The following is an 18,402-nucleotide window of genomic DNA, read 5'->3' as shown; positions in this document are numbered from 1 at the left end:
CCATTAGAGCAGGCGCAGGCGTTCGATCGCCGCGTCCATCGTTGCTTCATTCTTGGCGAAGCACAGGCGCACCAGGCGCTGGCCGGCCGGCGGGTTCTCGTAGAACGGCGACAGCGGAATGGCAGTGACGCCCTTCTCGATGGTCAGCCACTTCACGAACTCATGGTCCGGCAGGTCGCTGATGGCCGAGTAGTCGACCAGCTGGAAGTAACCGCCCGGCACCGGCAGCGCCTTCAGCCGGGTGCTGGCCAGCTGTTCGCGGAAACGATCGCGCTTGGCCTGGTAGAACGCACCCAGCTCCAGGTGGTGTTCGGGCTCATCGCGGATCATCGCGGCGAAGCCGTACTGCGCAGGGCCGAAGCTGGTGAAGGTGTTGTACTGGTGCACCTTGCGGAACTCGGCGGTCAGCGCCGGCGGGGCGATCGCATAGCCGATCTTCCAGCCAGTGCAGTGGTAGGTCTTGCCGAAACTGGAGATGACGAACGCGCGCTCGCGCAGTTCCGGGTAGCGCAGCGCCGACTCGTGGCGGCGACCGTCGTAGATGATGTGTTCGTACACCTCATCGGAGATCAGGTAGATCTGCGTGCCGCGCAGCAGCTCGGCCAGCGCCTGCATGTCCTGCGCCGACAGCATCGCACCGGACGGATTGTGCGGGGTGTTGACGATCAGCATGCGGGTACGCGGGGTGATCGCCGCACGCACGCGGTCCCAGGCGACGGCGAAGGTCTGCGGATCCAGCGACACATGCACGGCCTTGGCGCCGGCCAGATCGATCGCCGGTTCATAGCAGTCATACGCCGGGTCGAGCACGATCACTTCCTCGCCCGCACGCACCACAGCGTGAATAGCGTTGAAGATGGCCTCGGTGCCGCCGCTGGTGACGGTGATTTCGCTGTCCGCGTCGACCTGCGCGCCGTAGCAGTCCAACGCCTTCTGCGCGATGGCCTGGCGCAGCGGCGCCACACCCGTCATCGGCGGGTACTGGTTCAGCCCGGCGGCCATCGCCTTGGCAGTCTCGTCGATCAGGCGCTGCGGTGCGGAAAAGTCCGGGAACCCCTGACCGAGGTTGACTGCGCCGTGTTCGGCGGCGAGCTGGGACATCACGGTGAAGATCGTGGTACCGACCTTGGGCAGCTTGGTGGTGGGTTGCATCGGCCTGGGGATATGGGGAGACAGACCCCTGAGTTTACGCAATCCCTGCTTCGGTAGTGCCGGCCGCTGGCCGGCAACCCCAGGCAATCTGCGACGCTGGGTCGCACCTGCCGGCCAGCGGCCGGTACTACCCTGTGAATTCACCGCTACAATTGCCGCCGCACTCCGGCATGAAGACCTTTGCCCCTTGAACACCCCTGCATTGCTGGCCGCCAGCGGCCTGAGCTTTTCCCGCAATGACGAGCCGGTGTTCGGCCCGCTGGACTTCCATGTGGACGCCGGCGAAGCCCTGCTGGTGCAGGGCGGCAATGGCGCCGGCAAGACCACCCTGCTGCGCGTGCTGGCGGGCCTGGCCCGGCCTGGTGCCGGGCAGGTGCAGATCGATGGCAGGCCGGCCGGCAATGCCGAGCGCGCGCGTTACGTCGCCTACCTCAGCCACCTGCCCGCATTGAAGCCCGATCTGGACACACTGGAGAACCTGCATTTCCTGTGCGGCCTGCACGGCCGTCGCGCACGGCAGATGCCGGGCAACGCGCTGGCCATCGTCGGCCTGGCCGGTTATGAGGACACTCTCGTTCGGCATCTGTCCGCCGGACAGAAGCGGCGGCTGGCACTGGCACGCATCTGGCTGTCACCGGCGCCGTTGTGGCTGCTCGACGAACCCTATGCCAACCTCGACCTGGAGGGCATCACCCTGGTCAACCGGATGATTTCCGCGCATCTGCGTGCCGGCGGCGCTGCACTGGTCACCACCCACGGCGCCTATGCCGCACCACCGGTGCGTACCCGCCAGCTCGACCTCGGCGGTACCGCATGATCGCGCCAGGCACCGAACCGGGCCTGTGGCAGACCGCAGCGGCCCTGCTCAAGCGCGACCTGCGCCTGCTCTGGCGCCGCCGCGGCGATGCGCTGCAGCCGCTGCTGTTCGCGGTACTGGTGGTGGTGCTGTTCGCGCTCGCCCAGGGCCGCGAACCGCAACTACTGGCCGCCACCGCCGGCGCGGTGCTGTGGCTGGCCGTGCTGCTGGCCGGCCAGCTGTCACTGGATTCACTGTTCCGCTCCGATGCCGAAGACGGCTCGCTGGAGCAATGGCTGCTGGCGCCGGTGCCGCTGGCCTGGCTGGTGCTGGTGCGCGTGCTGCTGCACTGGGCCACCACTGCGCTGCCGCTGATCGTGGTCAGCCCGTTGCTGGCCGAAATGCTGCATCTGCCGCATGACCAGCTGCCGATGTTGCTGGCATCGTTGCTGCTGGGAACACCGTTGCTGAGCCTGATCGGTGGCGTGGTCGCTGCACTGACCGTAGGCATCCGGCGCTCTGGTATTCTCGTGGCGTTGCTGTCGTTGCCGCTGTACGTGCCGGTGCTGGTGTTCGGTGCAGGCAGCCTGGCAGCGGCGGGACGCGGACAGGATCCGGTCGGTGCGCTGCTGATGCTGGGCGCCGGCCTGCTGGTCGCGCTGGTGCTGGCGCCGTTGGCCACCGCCGCTGCAATACGTATTTCTCTGAGTTGACCGAGCTGAGAGCCAATCCACCCCTGCTGGATAGCCGCCACGCATGAATCCGATTGTCCGCTGGTTCCACCAACTCGGTTCGCCCCCCACGTTCGACCGATTCGCTGCCCGCTGGTCGCGGGTGTTCTACCTCGCGGCGGTGCCGGTGCTGCTGGTCGGCATGTGGCAGGCGCTGCTGGTGGTGCCGCCGGAAGCCAAGCAGCTGGACAGCTTCCGCATCCTCTACATCCACGTGCCCAGCGCCTGGATGAGCCTGTTCGTGTTCGCGCTGATGGCGCTGTATGCCGCCATCGCCCTGATCTGGCGGATCAAGGTCTGCGAGATCCTGGCCATGGCCTGCGCACCGATGGGTGCCGGTTTCACCCTGATCACCCTGCTCACCGGCAGCATCTGGGGCAAGGGTACCTGGGGCACCTGGTGGGACTGGGACCCGCGCATGACCAGTGAGCTGGTGCTGCTGTTCCTGTACCTGGGCGTGATCGGCCTGTATCACGCCATCGAAGACCGCCGCAGCGCCGCACGCGCAGCCGGCCTGCTGGCCATCGTCGGAGTCAGCCTGCTGCCGGTGATCCGCTATTCGGTGGACTGGTGGGGCGGCCTGCACCAGCGCCAGTCGATCAACGTGTTCGGTGAATCGGCGATCAGCAGCGCGATGATCGCGCCGCTGTGGTGGATGGTGATCGGCACCAAGTTCTGGTTCGCCGGTTCGGTGCTGGCCAAGGCCCGTGCCGACAATCTCGACCGCGAGGCCGGCAAGGCCTGGGTCGGCGGCCGCGTCGATGCCGCACGTCCGGCCGGGGAGGCCCAGCCATGACCCACCTGCCCTATGTGATCGGCGCCTACGCCGTGTTCGTGCTGGTACTCGGCGCCGATGCCATCGGTTCGTGGCTGCGCCTGCGCGTGGCACGCCGGTTGGCGCTGGCACGCCAGCAGCGGCAGCAGACCCGCGCCGTCAAACAGGACGCTGCGGCGCCGCTGTCGACGGAGCTGGAACGATGACGCCGGTGCAACGTCGCCGCCTGGTCTGGGTACTGCTGGCCCTGCTCGCCTCCGGGCTGGCCACCGCGCTGGTGGCGATGGCGCTGGAACGCAACATCGCCTACCTGTACACGCCTTCGGAAGTGCTGCGCGGCGATGTCGATGCGCAGGCGCGGTTCCGCCTGGGCGGCATGGTGGTGAAGGGCTCCTTCAACCGCCCGGTCGGTTCGCTGGAAGCACGTTTTGAAGTGACCGACGGCGATGCCCAGCTGGCGGTGACCACGTCGCGGATCCTGCCGGACATGTTCGCCGAAGGCACCGCGGTGGTCGCCAGTGGCCGCCTGCAGGACGATGTGTTCGTCGCCGACGAGGTGCTGGCCAAGCACGATGAGAAGTACGTGCCCAAGGAAGTGGCCGACAAGATGGGCGACGCCCATCGCAAGCATGACGTGCCGGTGACGGCACCCGAGGTGCGCTGAGTGCTGCCCGAACTGGGTCAGATCCTGCTGTTGTGCGCGCTGCTGGCCTCGCTGCTGCAGGCCGGGCTGCCGCTGGTCGGCGCGCATCGCGGCAACACGGCATGGATGGCGGTGGCACGGCCAGCCGCCTTCGCACAACTGCTGCTGCTCGCCGGCGCCTTCGCGGTGCTCACCGCTGCGTTCGTGCAGCAGGACTTCTCGGTGCGCTACGTGGCCGAGAACTCCAATTCGCTGCTGCCGATGATCTACCGCTACTCGGCGGTGTGGGGTGCGCACGAGGGCTCACTGCTGATGTGGGCGCTGGTGCTAGCGCTGTGGACCGGCGCAGTGGCGCTGTTCTCGCGGCACCTGCCGGCACCGGTGCAGGCGCGTGTACTGGCGGTGATGGGCGTGGTCAGCGTCGGCTTCCTCGCCTTCCTGATCTTCACCTCCAACCCGTTCCTGCGCCTGAACCCGGCACCGCTGGAAGGCCGCGACCTCAATCCGCTGCTGCAGGACCCGGGGCTGATCATCCATCCGCCGATGCTGTACCTGGGCTATGTCGGCTTCGCGGTGCCGTTCGCATTCGCGGTGGCCGCACTGCTGGAAGGCCGCGTCGACGCACGCTGGCTGCGCTGGACGCGGCCGTGGACCAACGTCGCCTGGGGCTTCCTGACCCTGGGCATCGCGCTGGGCAGCTGGTGGGCCTATTACGAGCTGGGCTGGGGCGGCTGGTGGTTCTGGGACCCGGTGGAAAATGCCAGCTTCATGCCGTGGCTGGTCGGTGCGGCACTGATCCATTCGCAGGCGGTCACTGAGAAGCGCGGCACTTTCGGCAGCTGGACCCTGCTGCTGGCGATCGCGGCCTTCGCGCTGTCGCTGCTCGGTACCTTCCTGGTGCGCTCCGGTGTGCTGACCAGCGTGCATTCGTTCGCTGCAGATCCGTCGCGCGGCCTGTTCATCCTGGTGTTCCTGTCGGTGCTGGTCGGCGGCAGCCTGCTGTTGTACGCGCTGCGTGCCAGCCAGCTCAGCGTGGACGCCGACGATCCGCGCCGTGGCTTCACCGCCACCTCGCGCGAGACCCTGCTGCTGGCCAACAACCTGCTGCTGGCCACCGCCTGCGCGATGGTGCTGCTCGGCACACTGTATCCGTTGCTGGCCGATGCACTGTCGCTGGGCAAGATCTCGGTCGGCCCACCCTACTTCGGCAGCCTGTTCCTGCTGCTGATGGCACCGATGATCCTGCTGCTGCCGTTCGGCCCGCTGGTGAAGTGGCAACGCGACCAGCCCTCGCGCGCGTTCGCGCTGCTGGCACCCTGGCTGGGGCTGGCGGTGCTGCTGGGTGCGCTGGCCTGGTGGCAGGCGCCGCAGAACGGCTGGAAGGCCGGTCTCGGTGTCGCTGCCGCGGTCTGGGTCGGCTTCGGTACCGCACGTTTCGTCTGGCAGCGACTGCGCGGCAATGGCCGCTTCACCGCCGAAATGCTCGGCATGATCGTCGCCCATGCCGGCATCGCCGTGTTCCTGGCCGGTGCGCTGCTGGTGGAAGCCCTGAACGTACAGCGTGAAGTGGCGCTGGCACCGGGCCAGCAGGTGGTGGTCGGCCGCCACGAAGTACGCTTCGAGGGCGTGGACCATCGCGAAGGACCGAACTTCATCGCCGACCGCGGCCACCTGCGCGTGTTCCGCAACGGCCGCGAGCTGGCCCTGCTGCATCCGGAAAAGCGCCAGTACGCCAGCGGCGGCCAGGTGATGACCGAGGCCGGCATCGATGCACGCCTCGATGGTGATGTCTACGTGGCATTGGGCGAGCCGCTGGGCAACAATGCATGGGCGGTCCGGGTGCACATCAAGCCGTTCGTGCGCTGGATCTGGCTGGGCGCGCTGTTGATGGCCCTGGGCGGATTCATCACCGCCGCCGACCGCCGCTTCCGTCGTCCGTAGGAGTTTCCATGTCCGAGTCCCCCACCCCGCGCCCCTCCCGCCCGCTGCCGCCGGTAGCCATCGTGATCGGCGTGCTGTTCTTCTTCGGCCTGCTCGGGCTGATGATCTACGGGGTGATGAAATCGGGCGATCCGCAGCGCGACGTGCTGCCATCGGCGCTGATCGACAAGCCGGCGCCGGCGTTCGCGCTGCCGGTGCTGCACGACCCGGAAATGATCGTGCACAGCGACGAACTGCGCGGCGCGCCTTACCTGTTGAACGTGTGGGGCAGCTGGTGCGCGGCCTGCCGCGAGGAACACCCGGTGCTGACCCGTTTCGCCGAGAGCAAGCGCGTGCGCGTGATCGGCTACAACTGGAAGGATGAACCGACCGATGCCCTGCATTGGCTGGAACAGCTGGGCAACCCGTTCATGGTCGTGCTCAGCGACGTGGAAGGCCGCACCGCGATCGACTGGGGCGTGACCGCCGCACCGGAGACCTTCCTGGTCGATGGCAGCGGCGTCGTGCGCTGGAAGTACAGCGGTGCGATGACCCAGCGCGTGGTCGACGAGAAGCTGATCCCGGCACTGGAGAAGATCGAAAAGGCCCAGGGCAATGCCGGCAGCACGCTGCACACGGCGCCCTGAGCCCATGCGCTGGCTGCTGGCATTGCTGCTTCTGATGCTGCCCCTGGCCGTGCTGGCACAGCAGCCGTTGCATGATCCGCAGCCACTGCAGTTCCGCGATGGCGCCGAAGAACGCCGCTTCCATGACCTGGCCGCACAACTGCGCTGCGTGCAGTGCCAGAACCAGTCGCTGGCCGATTCGAACGCGCAGATCGCGCAGGACCTGCGCCGCGAGGTGCTGCAGCTGATGCAGCAGGGCCACGACGACGCGCAGATCAAGCAGTTCCTGGTCGCGCGCTACGGTGAGTTCGTGCTCTATCAACCGCCTCTGCAGCCGGGCACCTGGCTGCTGTGGGGCGGTCCGCTGCTGGTGCTGGGCGCCGGCGCGCTGGTGGTACTGGGCATCGTCCGCCGCCGTGGCCGCACGGTTGCTGCCGCCCCCGCCAGCAAGACCGATGAAGGAGACGGATGGTGAGCCATTGGCTGCCGATGCTGGCTGGACTGGTGGCCGCACTGATGGCGGCGCTGGTGCTGTGGCCGCTGCGCCAGCACGGTCGCCGCGGTTTCGTGGTGGGCGTGCTCGCGCTGGGCGTGGCCGGTGCCTGCCTGTATCTGCTGGTTGGTGATCCGCGTGCAGCACAGGTACAACCGACCCCGTCGGTAGCCACCCTGCGCGATGGTGTGCAGGCCCTGCAGGATGCACTGCAGCGAGACCCGCAGCGAGCCGATGGCTGGGCGTTGCTGGGCCGGTCGCAGGCCGAACTGGGCAACGCCGCCGCCGCAGCGGATGCCTTCGCACGTGCTGCCGCTCTCGCCCCGGAAGACCCCGGCGTGCTGGTGGAAGCGGCGCAGGCACGTGCGCAGGCCGATGCCGGCAAGCAGTTCGATGACACCGCGATGGCCTGGTTGCAGCAGGCCCGTGCACTGGCGCCCGATGCAGAGCGCGCCAGCTGGCTGCTGGGCATCGCCCTGCGCCAGCGCGGAAAGAATGCCGAGGCTGCCGACATCTGGAGCGGCCTGCTGCCACGGCTTGAGCCCGGCGCCGCGCAGGCGCTGCAGGCGCAGATCGCCATCGCCCGTGAGGCCGCCGGCCAGGCGCCCGATGCTGCCGCTGCGGCGCCACCGGCGCTGCTGCAGGTGCGCGTGCAACTGCCTGCGCTGAACAACGCTGAGTGGCCCACCAGCACCCAGGTATTCGTGCTGGCCCGCGCCGTGGGTGGACCGCCGATGCCGGTGGCCGCACGCAAGCTGCCTCTGGCCGATTTCCCTGCCACGGTCGGGCTGGGCGACGCAGACAGCCCGATGCCGACCGCACCGTTGTCCGCGCATCGCGAAGTAGAAGTGCTGGCACGCATCTCGCGCAGCGGCAGTGCCAACCGCAGCGAGGACGATCTGCAGAGCGTGCCGGTGAAGGTGAGCCTGCCGCATGAAGGCGTGGTGGAGCTGCGGTTCCCGTAGTGCCGGCCGCTGGCCGGCAACCACGCGGGCGCATCCAGATTCATGAGGTTGCCGGCCAGCGGCCGGCACTACCGGGTGCATCGCCGATGAAAACCAGCGTGTCGCCAGCTCCACATGCGGCCCCGCTAGAATGACTGCATGACCGAATTCATCCCGCCCGGCACCCGCTTCCACGCCCTGCCCTCGCCGTTCCCGTTCAAGCGCGGTGGCGCCCTGCATGGCGCACGCGTGGCCTATGAAACCTGGGGAACGCTGGCGGCGGACGCCAGCAATGCGATCCTGATCGTGACCGGCCTGTCGCCGGACGCGCATGCAGCGGCCAACGAGGCCAACCCGGCACCGGGCTGGTGGGAAGGCATGGTCGGCCCCGGCAAGCCGATCGATACCGACCGCTGGTACGTGGTGTGCGTGAACTCGCTGGGCAGCTGCAAGGGTTCGACCGGCCCGGCATCGCTCAACCCGGCCACGGGCCAACCGTATCGCCTCGACTTCCCCGAGCTGTCGATAGAAGACGGCGCACGCGCCGCCATCGAAGTCGTGCGTGCACTGGGCATCGAACAGCTGGCCTGCGTGGTCGGCAATTCAATGGGCGGCATGACCGCACTCGCGTTACTGATGCTGCACCCGGGCATTGCGGGCAGCCACGTCAACATTTCCGGCAGTGCGCAGGCACTGCCGTTCTCGATCGCGATCCGTTCGCTGCAGCGCGAGGCGATCCGCCTTGATCCGCGCTGGAATGGCGGTCACTACGACGATGCCGAGTATCCCGAGTCCGGCATGCGCATGGCGCGCAAGCTGGGCGTGATCACCTACCGTTCGGCACTGGAATGGGATGGCCGCTTCGGCCGCGTGCGGCTGGATTCGGACCAGGCCGACGACGATCCGTTCGGCCTGGAATTCCAGGTGGAAAGCTACCTGGAAGGCCATGCCCGGCGCTTCGTGCGCTTCTTCGATCCGAACTGCTACCTCTACCTGAGCCGTTCGATGGACTGGTTCGACCTGGCCGAATACGCCGACGGTGATGTGCTGGCCGGGCTGGCGAAGATCCGGGTGGAGAAGGCGCTGGCGATCGGCGCCAACACCGACATCCTGTTCCCGGTGCAGCAGCAGCAACAGGTCGCCGACGGCCTGCGCGCAGGCGGTGCCGATGCGCGCTTCATCGGCCTGGAGTCGCCGCAGGGCCATGACGCCTTCCTCGTCGATTTCGAGCGTTTCGGCCCGGCCGTGCGCGGCTTCCTCGACGCGCTGTAAGTGGCATGGCGGCGTAACCTCGCGCTGGCCGCATTCGGTGCGTTGATCGCACTGACGGTCAGCGGCGTGCTGCCGCTGTGGCTGGGCGGTTGGTGCCTGCTCGCCAGCGCGGTGTCGTTCGGCCTGTACGGCCACGACAAGCGCGCGGCGCAGCGAAAGCAGTGGCGTGTTCCCGAGCGCACACTGCAGTTGCTGGCCTTTGCCGGCGGTTGGCCGGGCGCGCTGCTGGGCCAGGCGCTGTTCCGCCACAAGCATCGCAAAGCCGAATTCCAGTGGGTGTTCTGGCTGTGCGTGCTGGCCAACGTGGCCTCGATCGCGGTGATGCTGCGCGAGTTCTCGCGGTAACCGTTCGAATGGGTAGTGCCGGCCGCTGGCCGGCAATTGCGTATCCATATCAAGCGCCATGAGGTTGCCGGCCAGCGGCCGGCACTACCATTCACGCTTCGCGCACCACTCCCCCATCACGCAACCGGTACTGCGCATCCACCACGCCGTCGGGCAGGTCGTCGTGGGTGATCATCAGCAGGCTGCGCCCGTCCAGCAACCCGGAGAGGTCCTGCAGCAACGCACGTGCGGTATCCACATCCAGGCCTTCGGTCGGTTCGTCCAGCAGCAGGATCGGCGCATTGCGCAGCAGCGCGCGCGCCAGCGCCAGGCGTCGTGCCTGGCCGGCCGACATCGTCGCGCCGTTCTCGCCCACCCAGGTCTGCAGGCCACCGTTGCGCTCGGCCCACTCGCCCAGGCGCACGCGACGCAGTACCGCCCACAACGCTGCGTCACTGGCATCGGGATCACCCAATCGCAGGTTCTCGGCCACGCTGCCGGCAAACACCGGCGCGTTCTGCGGCAGCCACGCCAGTTGCCGGTGCCAGTCGCCCTGGGCGAAATCACGCAGGTCGCGGCCCCCGTAGGTCAACCGTCCCTGTTGCGGATCCCATAACCGCAGCAGCAGGCTCGACAGGGTGGTCTTGCCACTGCCGCTGTCGCCGCGAATCGCGATCCGCTCGCCCGGTACCAGGGTCAGCTGCAGGCCGGACAACACCGGCCGCGCCGCACCGGGCCACTGGAAGTGCACGTCATCCCAATGCACGCGCGCGGCCTGCGGCACCGCCTGCGGCGCCTGCGGGTCCTCCACCGTCGGCGGTTGCTCGACGATGGCCTGCAGGCGATCGGCGGCGATGCGCCCGGACTGCAGCGACTGCCAGGCCAGGCCCATGCCGGCCCACAGTTCGATCAGTGCCACGGTGAGGAACACCAGACCCGCTGCCATTTCCGGCGCGATGCGCTGCTGTTCGGCCGCATGCAGGGCCAACGCCAGCATCGCCACCAGGCCCAGCCCGGCGACCAGGCCATGCAGGGTCGAGGCCGCGATCAGGCGCCAGCGCCGACGACGATCCCGCGAAGCCAGCTGCTTGGCGGCCACGCGCACCTTCAACTGCCACGCTGCACCGGCATGCAACGCGGCCAGATCACCCGCGCCCTCCAGTCCTTCGAAGGCTGCGGTACGCAGGGCAGCACGATGCGCGGCACGGTCGGCCTCCTCATCGTCGCGACCACGCACGCCCAGCCACGGCACACCGAAGGCGATCAGCAACGCCAGCACCGCCAGCAGTACCGCCGCAGACGGCAGGATCACAGCGGCCGAGGCGATCGCCACCAGTGACAGCGCACCCAGCGCCACCAGCGGCCCGATCGCACGCACCAGCAGGCCATCCACCTCATTGATGTCACCCAGCAGGCGTGCCAGCAGTTCGCCGGTACGCGTGGCCCCCAGCCGCGCCGGTGCCAGTGGCAGCGCGCGGCGGAAGAACCACACGCGCAGGTCGCGGGCGATGCGCAGCGTGGCATCGTGGCCGACCAGCTTCTCGAAGTAGCGCGACACGATGCGCGCCATGGTCAGGCCGCGGATGCCGGCCGACGGCGAAAAGAAGTTGAAGCCCTGCGCCAGCCCGGCCGCACCGGCCAGCGCAGCGGCGGTCAGGAAGCCACCGGACAGGCCCAGCAGGGCGGTGCCGGCCAGCATCGTGATCCACAGCAGCAGCACGGTCAGCAGCAGGCGCGGGCGATGGCGCAGGAACACCGCGCGCAGCGAATCAGGCGAACGGCTCATGCGCGCACCGCCTGTGCCGGCTCGACCAGGCGGCCTTCCGGCAACAGCAGGCAACGGTCAGCCCACGCGATCACCGCAGGGCTGTGGGTGGCGACCACCACGCTGCGTCCACGTGCATAGGCGGCCAGGCTGCGCAGCAGCGCGGCTTCGGTATCGGCATCGAGGAACGCAGTGGGTTCGTCCAGCAGCAGCACCTGCGGGTCGCGCAGCAGCAGGCGGGCCAGGCCGATGCGGCGTGCTTCACCACCGGACAGGCCGAAGCCGCGCTCGCCGATCACGGTATCCAGCCCCTGCGGCAGGCGCTGTGCGAACTGCAGCACCTGCGAGGCCTCGGCCACTGCGCGCAACCGCGCATCGCTGGCACCGGGATCTGCCAGGCGCAGGTTGTCGGCGATGCTGCCGTGGAACAGGTACGGTCGCTGGCTGGCATAGGCCACCTGCACGCCGGGCCGCAGCTGCAGCTTGCCGGCACGCGGCGGCAACCAGCCGGCCAGCGCCTCCAGCAACGTGCTTTTGCCGGACCCGCTGGGACCGACCAGGGCCAGGCGCTGGCCCGGCTCCAGCAGCAGGTCCAGATCCTGCAGCACGTCGTGCGGCGCGCCCAACGGGCGCAGCACCAGCCCCTGCGCCTGCAGCGGCGGCAATGCGGCCTCGGCCGGCTCCGCCGCCAGCGGCGCGATCTCGTTCTCGATCAGGCCCTGCTCATCGGGCAGCGACTGCAGCAGGCGCTCCACCTCGGCGGCGGCAGCCAGTGCGTTGGCACGATCGTGGTAGTGCGCGGCCAGACGCCGCAGCGGCGCGTAGAACTCCGGCGCCAGGAGCAGGCAGAACAGCCCGGCGCCCAGCGTCGGCACTGCTGCATGCAGCGTCATCAGGCCCAGATAACTCAGGCCCAGGTACAGCGCAACCATCGCCACGCTCACCGAGGCGAAGAATTCCAGCACCGTGGACGACAGGAAGGCGATGCGCAGCACCTTCATCGTACGCACGCGCACGCCTTCGGCGGCGGCCGCGATGCCGTCCAGTTCGGCCTCGCCGCGGCCATACAGGCGCAGCAGGCCCAGACCCTTGATGCGGTCGGCGAAGTGGCCGCTCATCCGCGCCAGCTCGCCCAGCTGCGCACGGCCGGCGGCTTCAGCGCCCCAGCCCACCAGCATCATGAAGAACGGCACCAGCGGTGCGGTGAACAGCAGGATCAGCGCCACCACCCAATCCACCCAGGCCACTGCGGCCAGGATCAGCAGCGGCACCACCACCACTTCGGTGCGCACCGGCAGGAAGCCGCTGTAATAGCTCTCGATCGCATCACCGTGATGAAGCATCAGTTCGCCCAGCTCGCCGGTGCGGCGCTGGCGCAGCCACAGCGGCCCATGCCCAAGCAGGCGCGCGAACACACGCTCGCGCAGCGCCAACCGCGCGGCATCGGCCACATCACCGGCAGCCGCCTGGGTGGCGCTGCCCAGCAGCGTGCGCAGCACCAGGATCACCGCCAGCCCAGCGAGCACCAGCAGGCCCGACGCCAGCGGTGCGCGTTCCACCAGCACCTGCTGCACCAGCCAGGCGATGGCAGCGGCCTGGCCGATCAGCAGCGCGCCGGACAGGCTGATGCACAGCGCCGCCAGCCGCTGGCGACCTCGAGCGGAGCGCGCAAGATCGGCCAGCCAGGCGGTGCGGGCACGCCGCTGGCGGGTCGTTTCGGCTTCCGGGGAAAGGCCGTCAGGGGTCGTTTCGGCAGCGCTCAAGGGGTCTTCACGGGTAACAGGGGAGACACGGCATTGTAGGCGCAGGCAATAGCCGGCCTCTGCGGCCAGCGGTCGCACTCTTCATCAGGTTGGCATACGATCAACCGGGGCACCTGTTCATACATTGATCTGGATCAAGGCTGTTTGAAGTAGTCGGTCACATCATTCACGTCGTAGACCACCCTTCCCGCCACCTGCAACGGCACTATCCAACGAGGTAGCCAGGCCATGATTGATCAGACAGTCGTAGAACTGTCGCGGCTGCAATTCGCGCTGACCGCGATGTACCACTTCCTATTCGTACCGCTCACCCTCGGCCTGTCCTTCATGGTAGCCATCATGGAGAGCGTGTACGTGATGACCGGCAAGGAGATCTGGCGCAGGATGACCCTGTTCTGGGGCGTCCTGTTCGGCATCAACTTCGCCATGGGCGTCGCCACCGGCATCGTCATGGAATTCCAGTTCGGCATGAACTGGTCCTACTACAGCCATTACGTGGGTGACATCTTCGGTGCACCGCTGGCCATCGAAGGCCTGATGGCGTTCTTCCTGGAAGCCACCTTCGTCGGCCTGTTCTTCTTCGGCTGGAACCGCCTGACCAAGGTCAAGCACCTGATGGTGACCTGGCTGATGGCGCTGGGCACCAACCTGTCGGCCATCTGGATCCTGATCGCCAACGGCTGGATGCAGAACCCGACCGGCGCGGTGTTCAACCCGGAAACCATGCGCATGGAAGTCGTCGACTTCATGGCCGTGGTGTTCAACCCGGTGGCGCAGGCCAAGTTCGTGCACACCGTCAGCGCCGGTTACGTGACTGGTGCAGTGTTCGTGATGGCGATCAGCGCCCTGTTCCTGCTGCGCAACAAGCACAAGGACCTGGCCCGTCGTTCGTTCGCCGTGGCCGCAGCCTTCGGCCTGCTGTCGTCGCTGTCGGTGGTGGTGCTGGGTGACGAGAGCGGTTACGCCGCCAGCGAACACCAGAAGATGAAGCTGGCCGCGATCGAAGCGATGTGGGAGACCGAGCGTGCACCGGCCGACTTCACCGCCTTCGGCATCCCGAACCAGGAAACCCACCAGAACGACTACGCGGTGAAGATCCCGTACCTGATGGGCCTGATCGCCACCCGTTCGTTGAACCAGCCGATCCCGGGCATCCTGGAACTGGTCGAGCGCGCCGAACACCGCGTGCGCGGCGGCCAGCTGGCCTACGGTGCGCTGGAACGCCTGCGCGCGAACAAGAACGACGTTGAAGCGCGCGAGATGTTCGACCGCCATTGGCAGGACCTGGGCCATGGCCTGCTGCTCAAGCGCTACCGCGATGACATCCTCAACGCCACCCCGCAGGAAATCTCGCAGGCGGCGATGGACACCGTGCCGCGCGTGATGCCGCTGTTCTGGACCTTCCGCGTGATGGCCGGACTGGGCTTCTACCTGATCGCCTTCTTCGCGCTGGCCTTCTACTACTCCTGCCGCAACAACTTCCAGGACAAGCGCTGGTTCCTGCGCCTGGCCCTGTGGACGCTGCCGGCACCGTGGATCGCGATCGAATGTGGCTGGTTCGTCGCCGAATACGGTCGCCAGCCGTGGGCGGTCGACGGCGTGCTGCCGACCTTCTATGCAGCATCGGGCCTGGCCCTGCATGAAATCGTGCTGACCCTGGCCGGCTTCACCGCGATCTACACCGCGCTGATCGTGGTCGAGATCAAGCTGATGCTCAAGGCGATCCGCAAGGGTCCGGACGAGGTGCTGCCGTCGCTGCAGTCGCCCCAGCCGCATGCTTCCCACAATGCCTCGGCGCCGGCCGCCGGCCAGGCCTGAGGCAGGAGAACCAAGATGGATTTCATTCTTCTGGACTACACCACGCTGCGCGTGATCTGGTGGTTGCTGCTCGGCATCCTGCTGATCGGTTTCGCCGTGATGGATGGTTTCGACCTGGGCGTGGGCACCCTGCTGCCCTTCGTCGCCCGCAACGATGCCGAGCGCCGGCTGGTGATCAACACCATCGGCCCGGTCTGGGAAGGCAACCAGGTATGGCTGGTGCTCGGTGGCGGTGCGATCTTCGCCGCCTGGCCGCCGCTGTATGCGGTCAGCTTCTCCGGGTTCTACCTGGCGATGTTCGTGATCCTGTTCGCCCTGATCCTGCGTCCGGTCGGCTTCAAGTTCCGCAGCAAGATGCCCAGCGAGCGCTGGCGCAACACCTGGGACTGGGCGCTGTTCATCGGCGGCTTCATCCCGGCGCTGATCATGGGCGTGGCAGTGGGCAACGTGGTGTTGGGCGTGCCGTTCCACTTCGATGACAGCATGCGCATCTTCTACACCGGCTCGTTCTTCGGCCTGCTGATGCCCTTCGCACTGCTGGCCGGCCTGCTCAGCGTGTCGATGCTGGTCGCCCACGGTGCCGCCATGCTGGTGCTGAAGACCGATGGCCCGGTGGCCGAGCGTTCGGCCCGCTTCGGCAGCATCGCCGCGATCATCGCCTTCGTGCTGTTCGCCGTCGGTGGCGCCTGGGTGGCCTTCGGCCTGCCGGGTTACCAGATCACCTCGCAGGTGGTCACCGATGGCGCCACCAATCCGCTGCTGAAGACCGCCGAACTCGGCGCCGCCGGTGGCTGGATGCGCAACTACAGCACGATGCCGGCCACGATCCTGGCCCCGCTGCTCGGCCTGGCCGGCCTGCTGGCCAGTGCGGTGCTGCTGCGTGCCCGTCGCGGCGGCCTGGCCTTCATCGCCTCCGGTGCGGCCATCGCCGGCATCATCCTGACCGTCGGCTTTGCGATCTTCCCGTTCCTGCTGCCGTCCTCGAGCCAGCCCACCTCCAGCCTGACCGTGTGGGACGCCTCGTCCAGCCACCTGACCCTGTGGATCATGCTGCTGGCCACGGCGGTGTTCCTGCCGATCATCCTCGCCTACACCACCTGGGTGTACCGCGTGCTGAAGGGCAAGACCACCACCGAAGAGATGGGCAACAACCCGAACGCGTATTGATTGCTTGCACGTGTGCCGACCAACGGTCGGCACCTACCCGGAATGAAGGAGACTGATCATGTGGTATTTCGCCTGGATTCTCGGTGCCGGCCTCGCCTCGACGGTGGCTATCCTCAACGGCATGTGGTTCGAAGCCCGCGAGCAGAACCGTATCGAGAAAGAAAATCGTCGCTGAGCTGTAAAAAAACCTTGCCGCCCCGGCCTTCACACGGTATCTTAGGCGGCTCCTTCGGGGTGTAGCTCAGTCTGGTAGAGCGCTACGTTCGGGACGTAGAGGTCGCAGGTTCGAATCCTGTCTCCCCGACCACTCACGTGGTCGCATTGAAGCCTGGTGAAGTCGTCCAGGCTTCTTTGTTCCCTGAAGTGGCACTGCTTCCGCAGTGTGAAGAAAACAGCATTCACCCCTTGCCGCCATCGGGGTGAATCGCTAGAATAGGCGGCTCCCTTCGGGGTGTAGCTCAGTCTGGTAGAGCGCTACGTTCGGGACGTAGAGGTCGCAGGTTCGAATCCTGTCTCCCCGACCACTTCGGTGGTCACCAAGAAGCCTGGAAGACATCACTGTCCTCCGGGTTTTTTTGTATCAAGCGCCAGGCCGCCCGCGTGACGGGACCTTGCCGCGCAGCGCACGTACAATGGCCGCGCTGCCGGCCCTCCTGCAGCCCCCACCCCCACCTGCCGCTTCGGCGTAGACCGATGCCGGCGCTGCATGCCGTTGCTGCGGCGTGCGACACCTGCAAGGACCACCGATGAGTTCCTCCCCTTCCGATTCGCCGTCGCTGCTGCACGGCCGTGTCCTCGCGTTTGCCGCGATCCTGCTGGCAGCGGTCAACCTGCGCACTGCGGTCACCTCGATCACCCCGCTGCTGGACGTGCTCGGCCAGCAGTTCGGCTTCGGCACCACCATGACCGGCGTGCTGGGCATGCTGCCGACCGCCTCGTTCGCGCTGTTCGGCGTGGCCACGCCGGCATTGGCGCGGCGCCTGGGCCTGGAACGCACCACGCTGCTGGCGATGGTGATGGCGATGGCCGGCCTGCTGCTGCGTTCCAGCGCCGGCAACGTCGGCACGCTGCTGCTCGGTTCGGTGGTTGCACTGGCCGGCATGGGCATCGGCAACGTGGTGGTGCCGCCGCTGGTGAAGCGCTATTTCGCCAACAAGGTTGGTACCATGAGCACGCTGTACATCAGCGTGCTGCAGCTGGGCACGATGCTGCCGGCGCTGCTGGCAGTGCCGGTGGCGAATGCTGCGGGCTGGCGCGTATCGCTGGGCATGTGGGCGCTGCTGGCGCTGGCCGCCGCCCTGCCGTGGCTGCTGCTGGCCAGGCGCGCACCGAAGCCGCAGGCCGACGCCACCGATCCCACCGCACAGCCGCACGGCAAGGTCTGGCGCACGTCGCTGGGCTGGAGCATGACGCTCATGTTCGGCATGACCTCGCTGATGACCTATTCGATGTTCACCTGGCTGCCGCGCATCGTGGTCGAGGCCGGTGGCACGCCCGCGTTCGGCGGCGTGATGGTCGCCGTGTTCTCGGCACTGGGCCTGCTGCCGTCGCTGGTCATTCCGTCGATGGCGGTGCGCCTGCAGAACCCGTTCCCGCTGGTGCTGATCGGTTTCTTCTCGTTCGTGATCGCCTTCACCGGCCTGCTTGTGGCCCCGATGAAGGCGCCGCTGCTGTGGGCCTGCCTGCTCGGCGTCGGTCCGTCCACCTTCCCGCTGGCGCTGACCCTGATCAACCTGCGCACCCGCACCCCCACCGGCTCGGCCGCGCTGTCCGGGTTCATGCAGGGCGTGGGCTACAGCTTCAGCTGCCTGGGGCCGTTCCTGGTCGGCTGGCTGCACACCGTCAGCGACGGCTGGACGGTCCCATTCAGCTTCCTGTTCGGCTGCGCCACCCTGATGCTGTGCGCCTCCTGGGTGGCCTGCAGGCCGCGCAAGCTGGAAGACCTCTGGTAAGCCACGTGGGGCCTCGCAACCGGCCCCACCTACCGCTCGTCAGCCCGTCTGCGCATTTTGACGCCGGGCTGACAATTCCGGGCGGATAGTGCCCACGAATGCCCATCCTTGCCGCGTGCCGGCATCGGGCATGGGGGCGGCAGCGCCGCCCAGGCCACCACTCGGTGTGCGGGGGACTCTCGTTTCAGACAAGACATTGCAGGTCGCTGTCCTGGTTTCGCCCATCCCTGCTGGATGGGAGTTCGCGAGGGGAGTGACGCA

18 protein-coding genes and 2 tRNA genes are annotated in these 18,402 nt (G+C 67.6%); 17 read left to right on the top strand and 3 right to left on the bottom strand.

Annotation, left to right across the window (positions count from 1 at the left end):
* Nucleotides 1–3 precede the first annotated feature (3 nt).
* Entirely contained in the window at nt 4–1,152 is a 1,149-nt protein-coding gene (locus tag N7573_RS11070; RefSeq protein ID WP_279913861.1) for a pyridoxal phosphate-dependent aminotransferase, read from the bottom strand.
* Between the two features lie 187 nt (nt 1,153–1,339).
* Here N7573_RS11070 and ccmA point away from each other — a divergent pair, with 187 nt between their 5' ends.
* The 11 genes from ccmA to N7573_RS11015 all read left to right on the top strand — a co-directional run bounded on the left by ccmA (nt 1,340) and on the right by N7573_RS11015 (nt 9,697).
* Nucleotides 1,340–1,969: a heme ABC exporter ATP-binding protein CcmA gene (gene ccmA, locus N7573_RS11065; protein ID WP_032129784.1), complete on the top strand. Its 630-nt coding sequence runs from the start codon at nt 1,340–1,342 to the stop codon at nt 1,967–1,969.
* Complete coding sequence (gene ccmB, locus N7573_RS11060) at nt 1,966–2,661, top strand: heme exporter protein CcmB (RefSeq protein ID WP_032129785.1); 696 nt, start codon at nt 1,966–1,968, stop codon at nt 2,659–2,661. Before ccmA ends, ccmB begins: the two co-directional genes overlap by 4 nt.
* A gap of 43 nt (nt 2,662–2,704) precedes the next feature.
* Nucleotides 2,705–3,475 (top strand): heme ABC transporter permease CcmC, encoded by a 771-nt coding sequence (ccmC, locus tag N7573_RS11055; protein ID WP_006378253.1) that lies wholly within the window; start codon nt 2,705–2,707, stop codon nt 3,473–3,475.
* The gene (locus tag N7573_RS11050; protein WP_032129786.1) at nt 3,472–3,660 is read left to right on the top strand and encodes a heme exporter protein CcmD; all 189 of its coding nucleotides are present in this window, start codon (nt 3,472–3,474) and stop codon (nt 3,658–3,660) included. The genes ccmC and N7573_RS11050 overlap by 4 nt, the downstream gene beginning before the upstream one ends.
* On the top strand, nt 3,657–4,118 hold the full coding sequence (gene ccmE / locus N7573_RS11045; protein WP_279912583.1) for a cytochrome c maturation protein CcmE: 462 nt from the start codon (nt 3,657–3,659) through the stop codon (nt 4,116–4,118). The genes N7573_RS11050 and ccmE overlap by 4 nt, the downstream gene beginning before the upstream one ends.
* Nucleotides 4,119–6,038 (top strand): heme lyase CcmF/NrfE family subunit, encoded by a 1,920-nt coding sequence (locus N7573_RS11040; RefSeq protein WP_279912582.1) that lies wholly within the window; start codon nt 4,119–4,121, stop codon nt 6,036–6,038.
* A gap of 8 nt (nt 6,039–6,046) precedes the next feature.
* Complete coding sequence (locus tag N7573_RS11035) at nt 6,047–6,664, top strand: DsbE family thiol:disulfide interchange protein (RefSeq protein ID WP_049423972.1); 618 nt, start codon at nt 6,047–6,049, stop codon at nt 6,662–6,664.
* A 4-nt stretch (nt 6,665–6,668) separates the two neighbouring features.
* On the top strand, nt 6,669–7,118 hold the full coding sequence (locus tag N7573_RS11030) for a cytochrome c-type biogenesis protein (RefSeq protein WP_049401127.1): 450 nt from the start codon (nt 6,669–6,671) through the stop codon (nt 7,116–7,118).
* Nucleotides 7,112–8,101 carry a cytochrome C biogenesis protein gene (locus N7573_RS11025; protein WP_279912581.1) on the top strand — a complete coding sequence of 330 codons (990 nt, stop codon included), beginning with the start codon at nt 7,112–7,114 and terminating at the stop codon, nt 8,099–8,101. The genes N7573_RS11030 and N7573_RS11025 overlap by 7 nt, the downstream gene beginning before the upstream one ends.
* A 138-nt stretch (nt 8,102–8,239) precedes the next feature.
* Entirely contained in the window at nt 8,240–9,352 is a 1,113-nt protein-coding gene (locus N7573_RS11020; RefSeq protein WP_279912580.1) for a homoserine O-acetyltransferase, read from the top strand.
* On the top strand, nt 9,353–9,697 hold the full coding sequence (locus N7573_RS11015) for a DUF1294 domain-containing protein (protein WP_149909178.1): 345 nt from the start codon (nt 9,353–9,355) through the stop codon (nt 9,695–9,697).
* Between the two features lie 91 nt (nt 9,698–9,788).
* Here N7573_RS11015 and cydC read toward each other — a convergent pair whose 3' ends face one another.
* Both cydC and cydD read right to left on the bottom strand, forming a co-directional pair.
* Nucleotides 9,789–11,462 carry a thiol reductant ABC exporter subunit CydC gene (cydC, locus tag N7573_RS11010; protein WP_279912579.1) on the bottom strand — a complete coding sequence of 558 codons (1,674 nt, stop codon included), beginning with the start codon at nt 11,460–11,462 and terminating at the stop codon, nt 9,789–9,791.
* Nucleotides 11,459–13,204 (bottom strand): thiol reductant ABC exporter subunit CydD, encoded by a 1,746-nt coding sequence (cydD, locus tag N7573_RS11005; RefSeq protein WP_279912578.1) that lies wholly within the window; start codon nt 13,202–13,204, stop codon nt 11,459–11,461. Before cydD ends, cydC begins: the two co-directional genes overlap by 4 nt.
* 228 nt (nt 13,205–13,432) lie before the next feature.
* Between cydD and N7573_RS11000 the strand changes: the two genes are divergently transcribed.
* The 6 genes from N7573_RS11000 to N7573_RS10975 all read left to right on the top strand — a co-directional run bounded on the left by N7573_RS11000 (nt 13,433) and on the right by N7573_RS10975 (nt 18,141).
* Entirely contained in the window at nt 13,433–15,022 is a 1,590-nt protein-coding gene (locus tag N7573_RS11000; protein WP_071229725.1) for a cytochrome ubiquinol oxidase subunit I, read from the top strand.
* A gap of 15 nt (nt 15,023–15,037) precedes the next feature.
* Nucleotides 15,038–16,189 (top strand): cytochrome d ubiquinol oxidase subunit II, encoded by a 1,152-nt coding sequence (cydB, locus tag N7573_RS10995; protein WP_279912577.1) that lies wholly within the window; start codon nt 15,038–15,040, stop codon nt 16,187–16,189.
* 58 nt (nt 16,190–16,247) lie between these two features.
* Nucleotides 16,248–16,364, top strand: a complete 117-nt coding sequence (gene cydX / locus N7573_RS10990) for a cytochrome bd-I oxidase subunit CydX (protein WP_005410354.1) — start codon at nt 16,248–16,250, stop codon at nt 16,362–16,364.
* A gap of 55 nt (nt 16,365–16,419) precedes the next feature.
* Nucleotides 16,420–16,496: transfer RNA gene (locus tag N7573_RS10985), tRNA-Pro, on the top strand.
* Nucleotides 16,497–16,636: 140 nt separating this feature from the next.
* Nucleotides 16,637–16,713 (top strand) — tRNA-Pro (locus tag N7573_RS10980).
* A gap of 222 nt (nt 16,714–16,935) precedes the next feature.
* Nucleotides 16,936–18,141 (top strand): MFS transporter, encoded by a 1,206-nt coding sequence (locus tag N7573_RS10975; RefSeq protein ID WP_279912576.1) that lies wholly within the window; start codon nt 16,936–16,938, stop codon nt 18,139–18,141.
* Nucleotides 18,142–18,402 lie beyond the last annotated feature (261 nt).

The organism is Stenotrophomonas sp. GD04054, assembly GCF_029836955.1.
Classification (GTDB): Bacteria; Pseudomonadota; Gammaproteobacteria; order Xanthomonadales; family Xanthomonadaceae; genus Stenotrophomonas; species Stenotrophomonas maltophilia_A.
This window is presented reverse-complemented; position numbering and strand designations above follow the sequence as displayed.

What these genes read in the sequence shown, in the direction of transcription:
- N7573_RS11070 (WP_279913861.1), bottom strand. Translation starts at nt 1,152, where the DNA reads ATGCAACCCACCACCAAGCTGCCCAAGGTCGGTACCACGATCTTCACC.
- ccmB (WP_032129785.1), top strand. Translation starts at nt 1,966, where the DNA reads ATGATCGCGCCAGGCACCGAACCGGGCCTGTGGCAGACCGCAGCGGCC.
- ccmC (WP_006378253.1), top strand. Translation starts at nt 2,705, where the DNA reads ATGAATCCGATTGTCCGCTGGTTCCACCAACTCGGTTCGCCCCCCACG.
- N7573_RS11050 (WP_032129786.1), top strand. Translation starts at nt 3,472, where the DNA reads ATGACCCACCTGCCCTATGTGATCGGCGCCTACGCCGTGTTCGTGCTG.
- ccmE (WP_279912583.1), top strand. Translation starts at nt 3,657, where the DNA reads ATGACGCCGGTGCAACGTCGCCGCCTGGTCTGGGTACTGCTGGCCCTG.
- N7573_RS11035 (WP_049423972.1), top strand. Translation starts at nt 6,047, where the DNA reads ATGTCCGAGTCCCCCACCCCGCGCCCCTCCCGCCCGCTGCCGCCGGTA.
- N7573_RS11030 (WP_049401127.1), top strand. Translation starts at nt 6,669, where the DNA reads ATGCGCTGGCTGCTGGCATTGCTGCTTCTGATGCTGCCCCTGGCCGTG.
- N7573_RS11025 (WP_279912581.1), top strand. Translation starts at nt 7,112, where the DNA reads ATGGTGAGCCATTGGCTGCCGATGCTGGCTGGACTGGTGGCCGCACTG.
- N7573_RS11020 (WP_279912580.1), top strand. Translation starts at nt 8,240, where the DNA reads ATGACCGAATTCATCCCGCCCGGCACCCGCTTCCACGCCCTGCCCTCG.
- cydC (WP_279912579.1), bottom strand. Translation starts at nt 11,462, where the DNA reads ATGAGCCGTTCGCCTGATTCGCTGCGCGCGGTGTTCCTGCGCCATCGC.
- N7573_RS11000 (WP_071229725.1), top strand. Translation starts at nt 13,433, where the DNA reads ATGATTGATCAGACAGTCGTAGAACTGTCGCGGCTGCAATTCGCGCTG.
- cydB (WP_279912577.1), top strand. Translation starts at nt 15,038, where the DNA reads ATGGATTTCATTCTTCTGGACTACACCACGCTGCGCGTGATCTGGTGG.
- cydX (WP_005410354.1), top strand. Translation starts at nt 16,248, where the DNA reads ATGTGGTATTTCGCCTGGATTCTCGGTGCCGGCCTCGCCTCGACGGTG.
- N7573_RS10975 (WP_279912576.1), top strand. Translation starts at nt 16,936, where the DNA reads ATGAGTTCCTCCCCTTCCGATTCGCCGTCGCTGCTGCACGGCCGTGTC.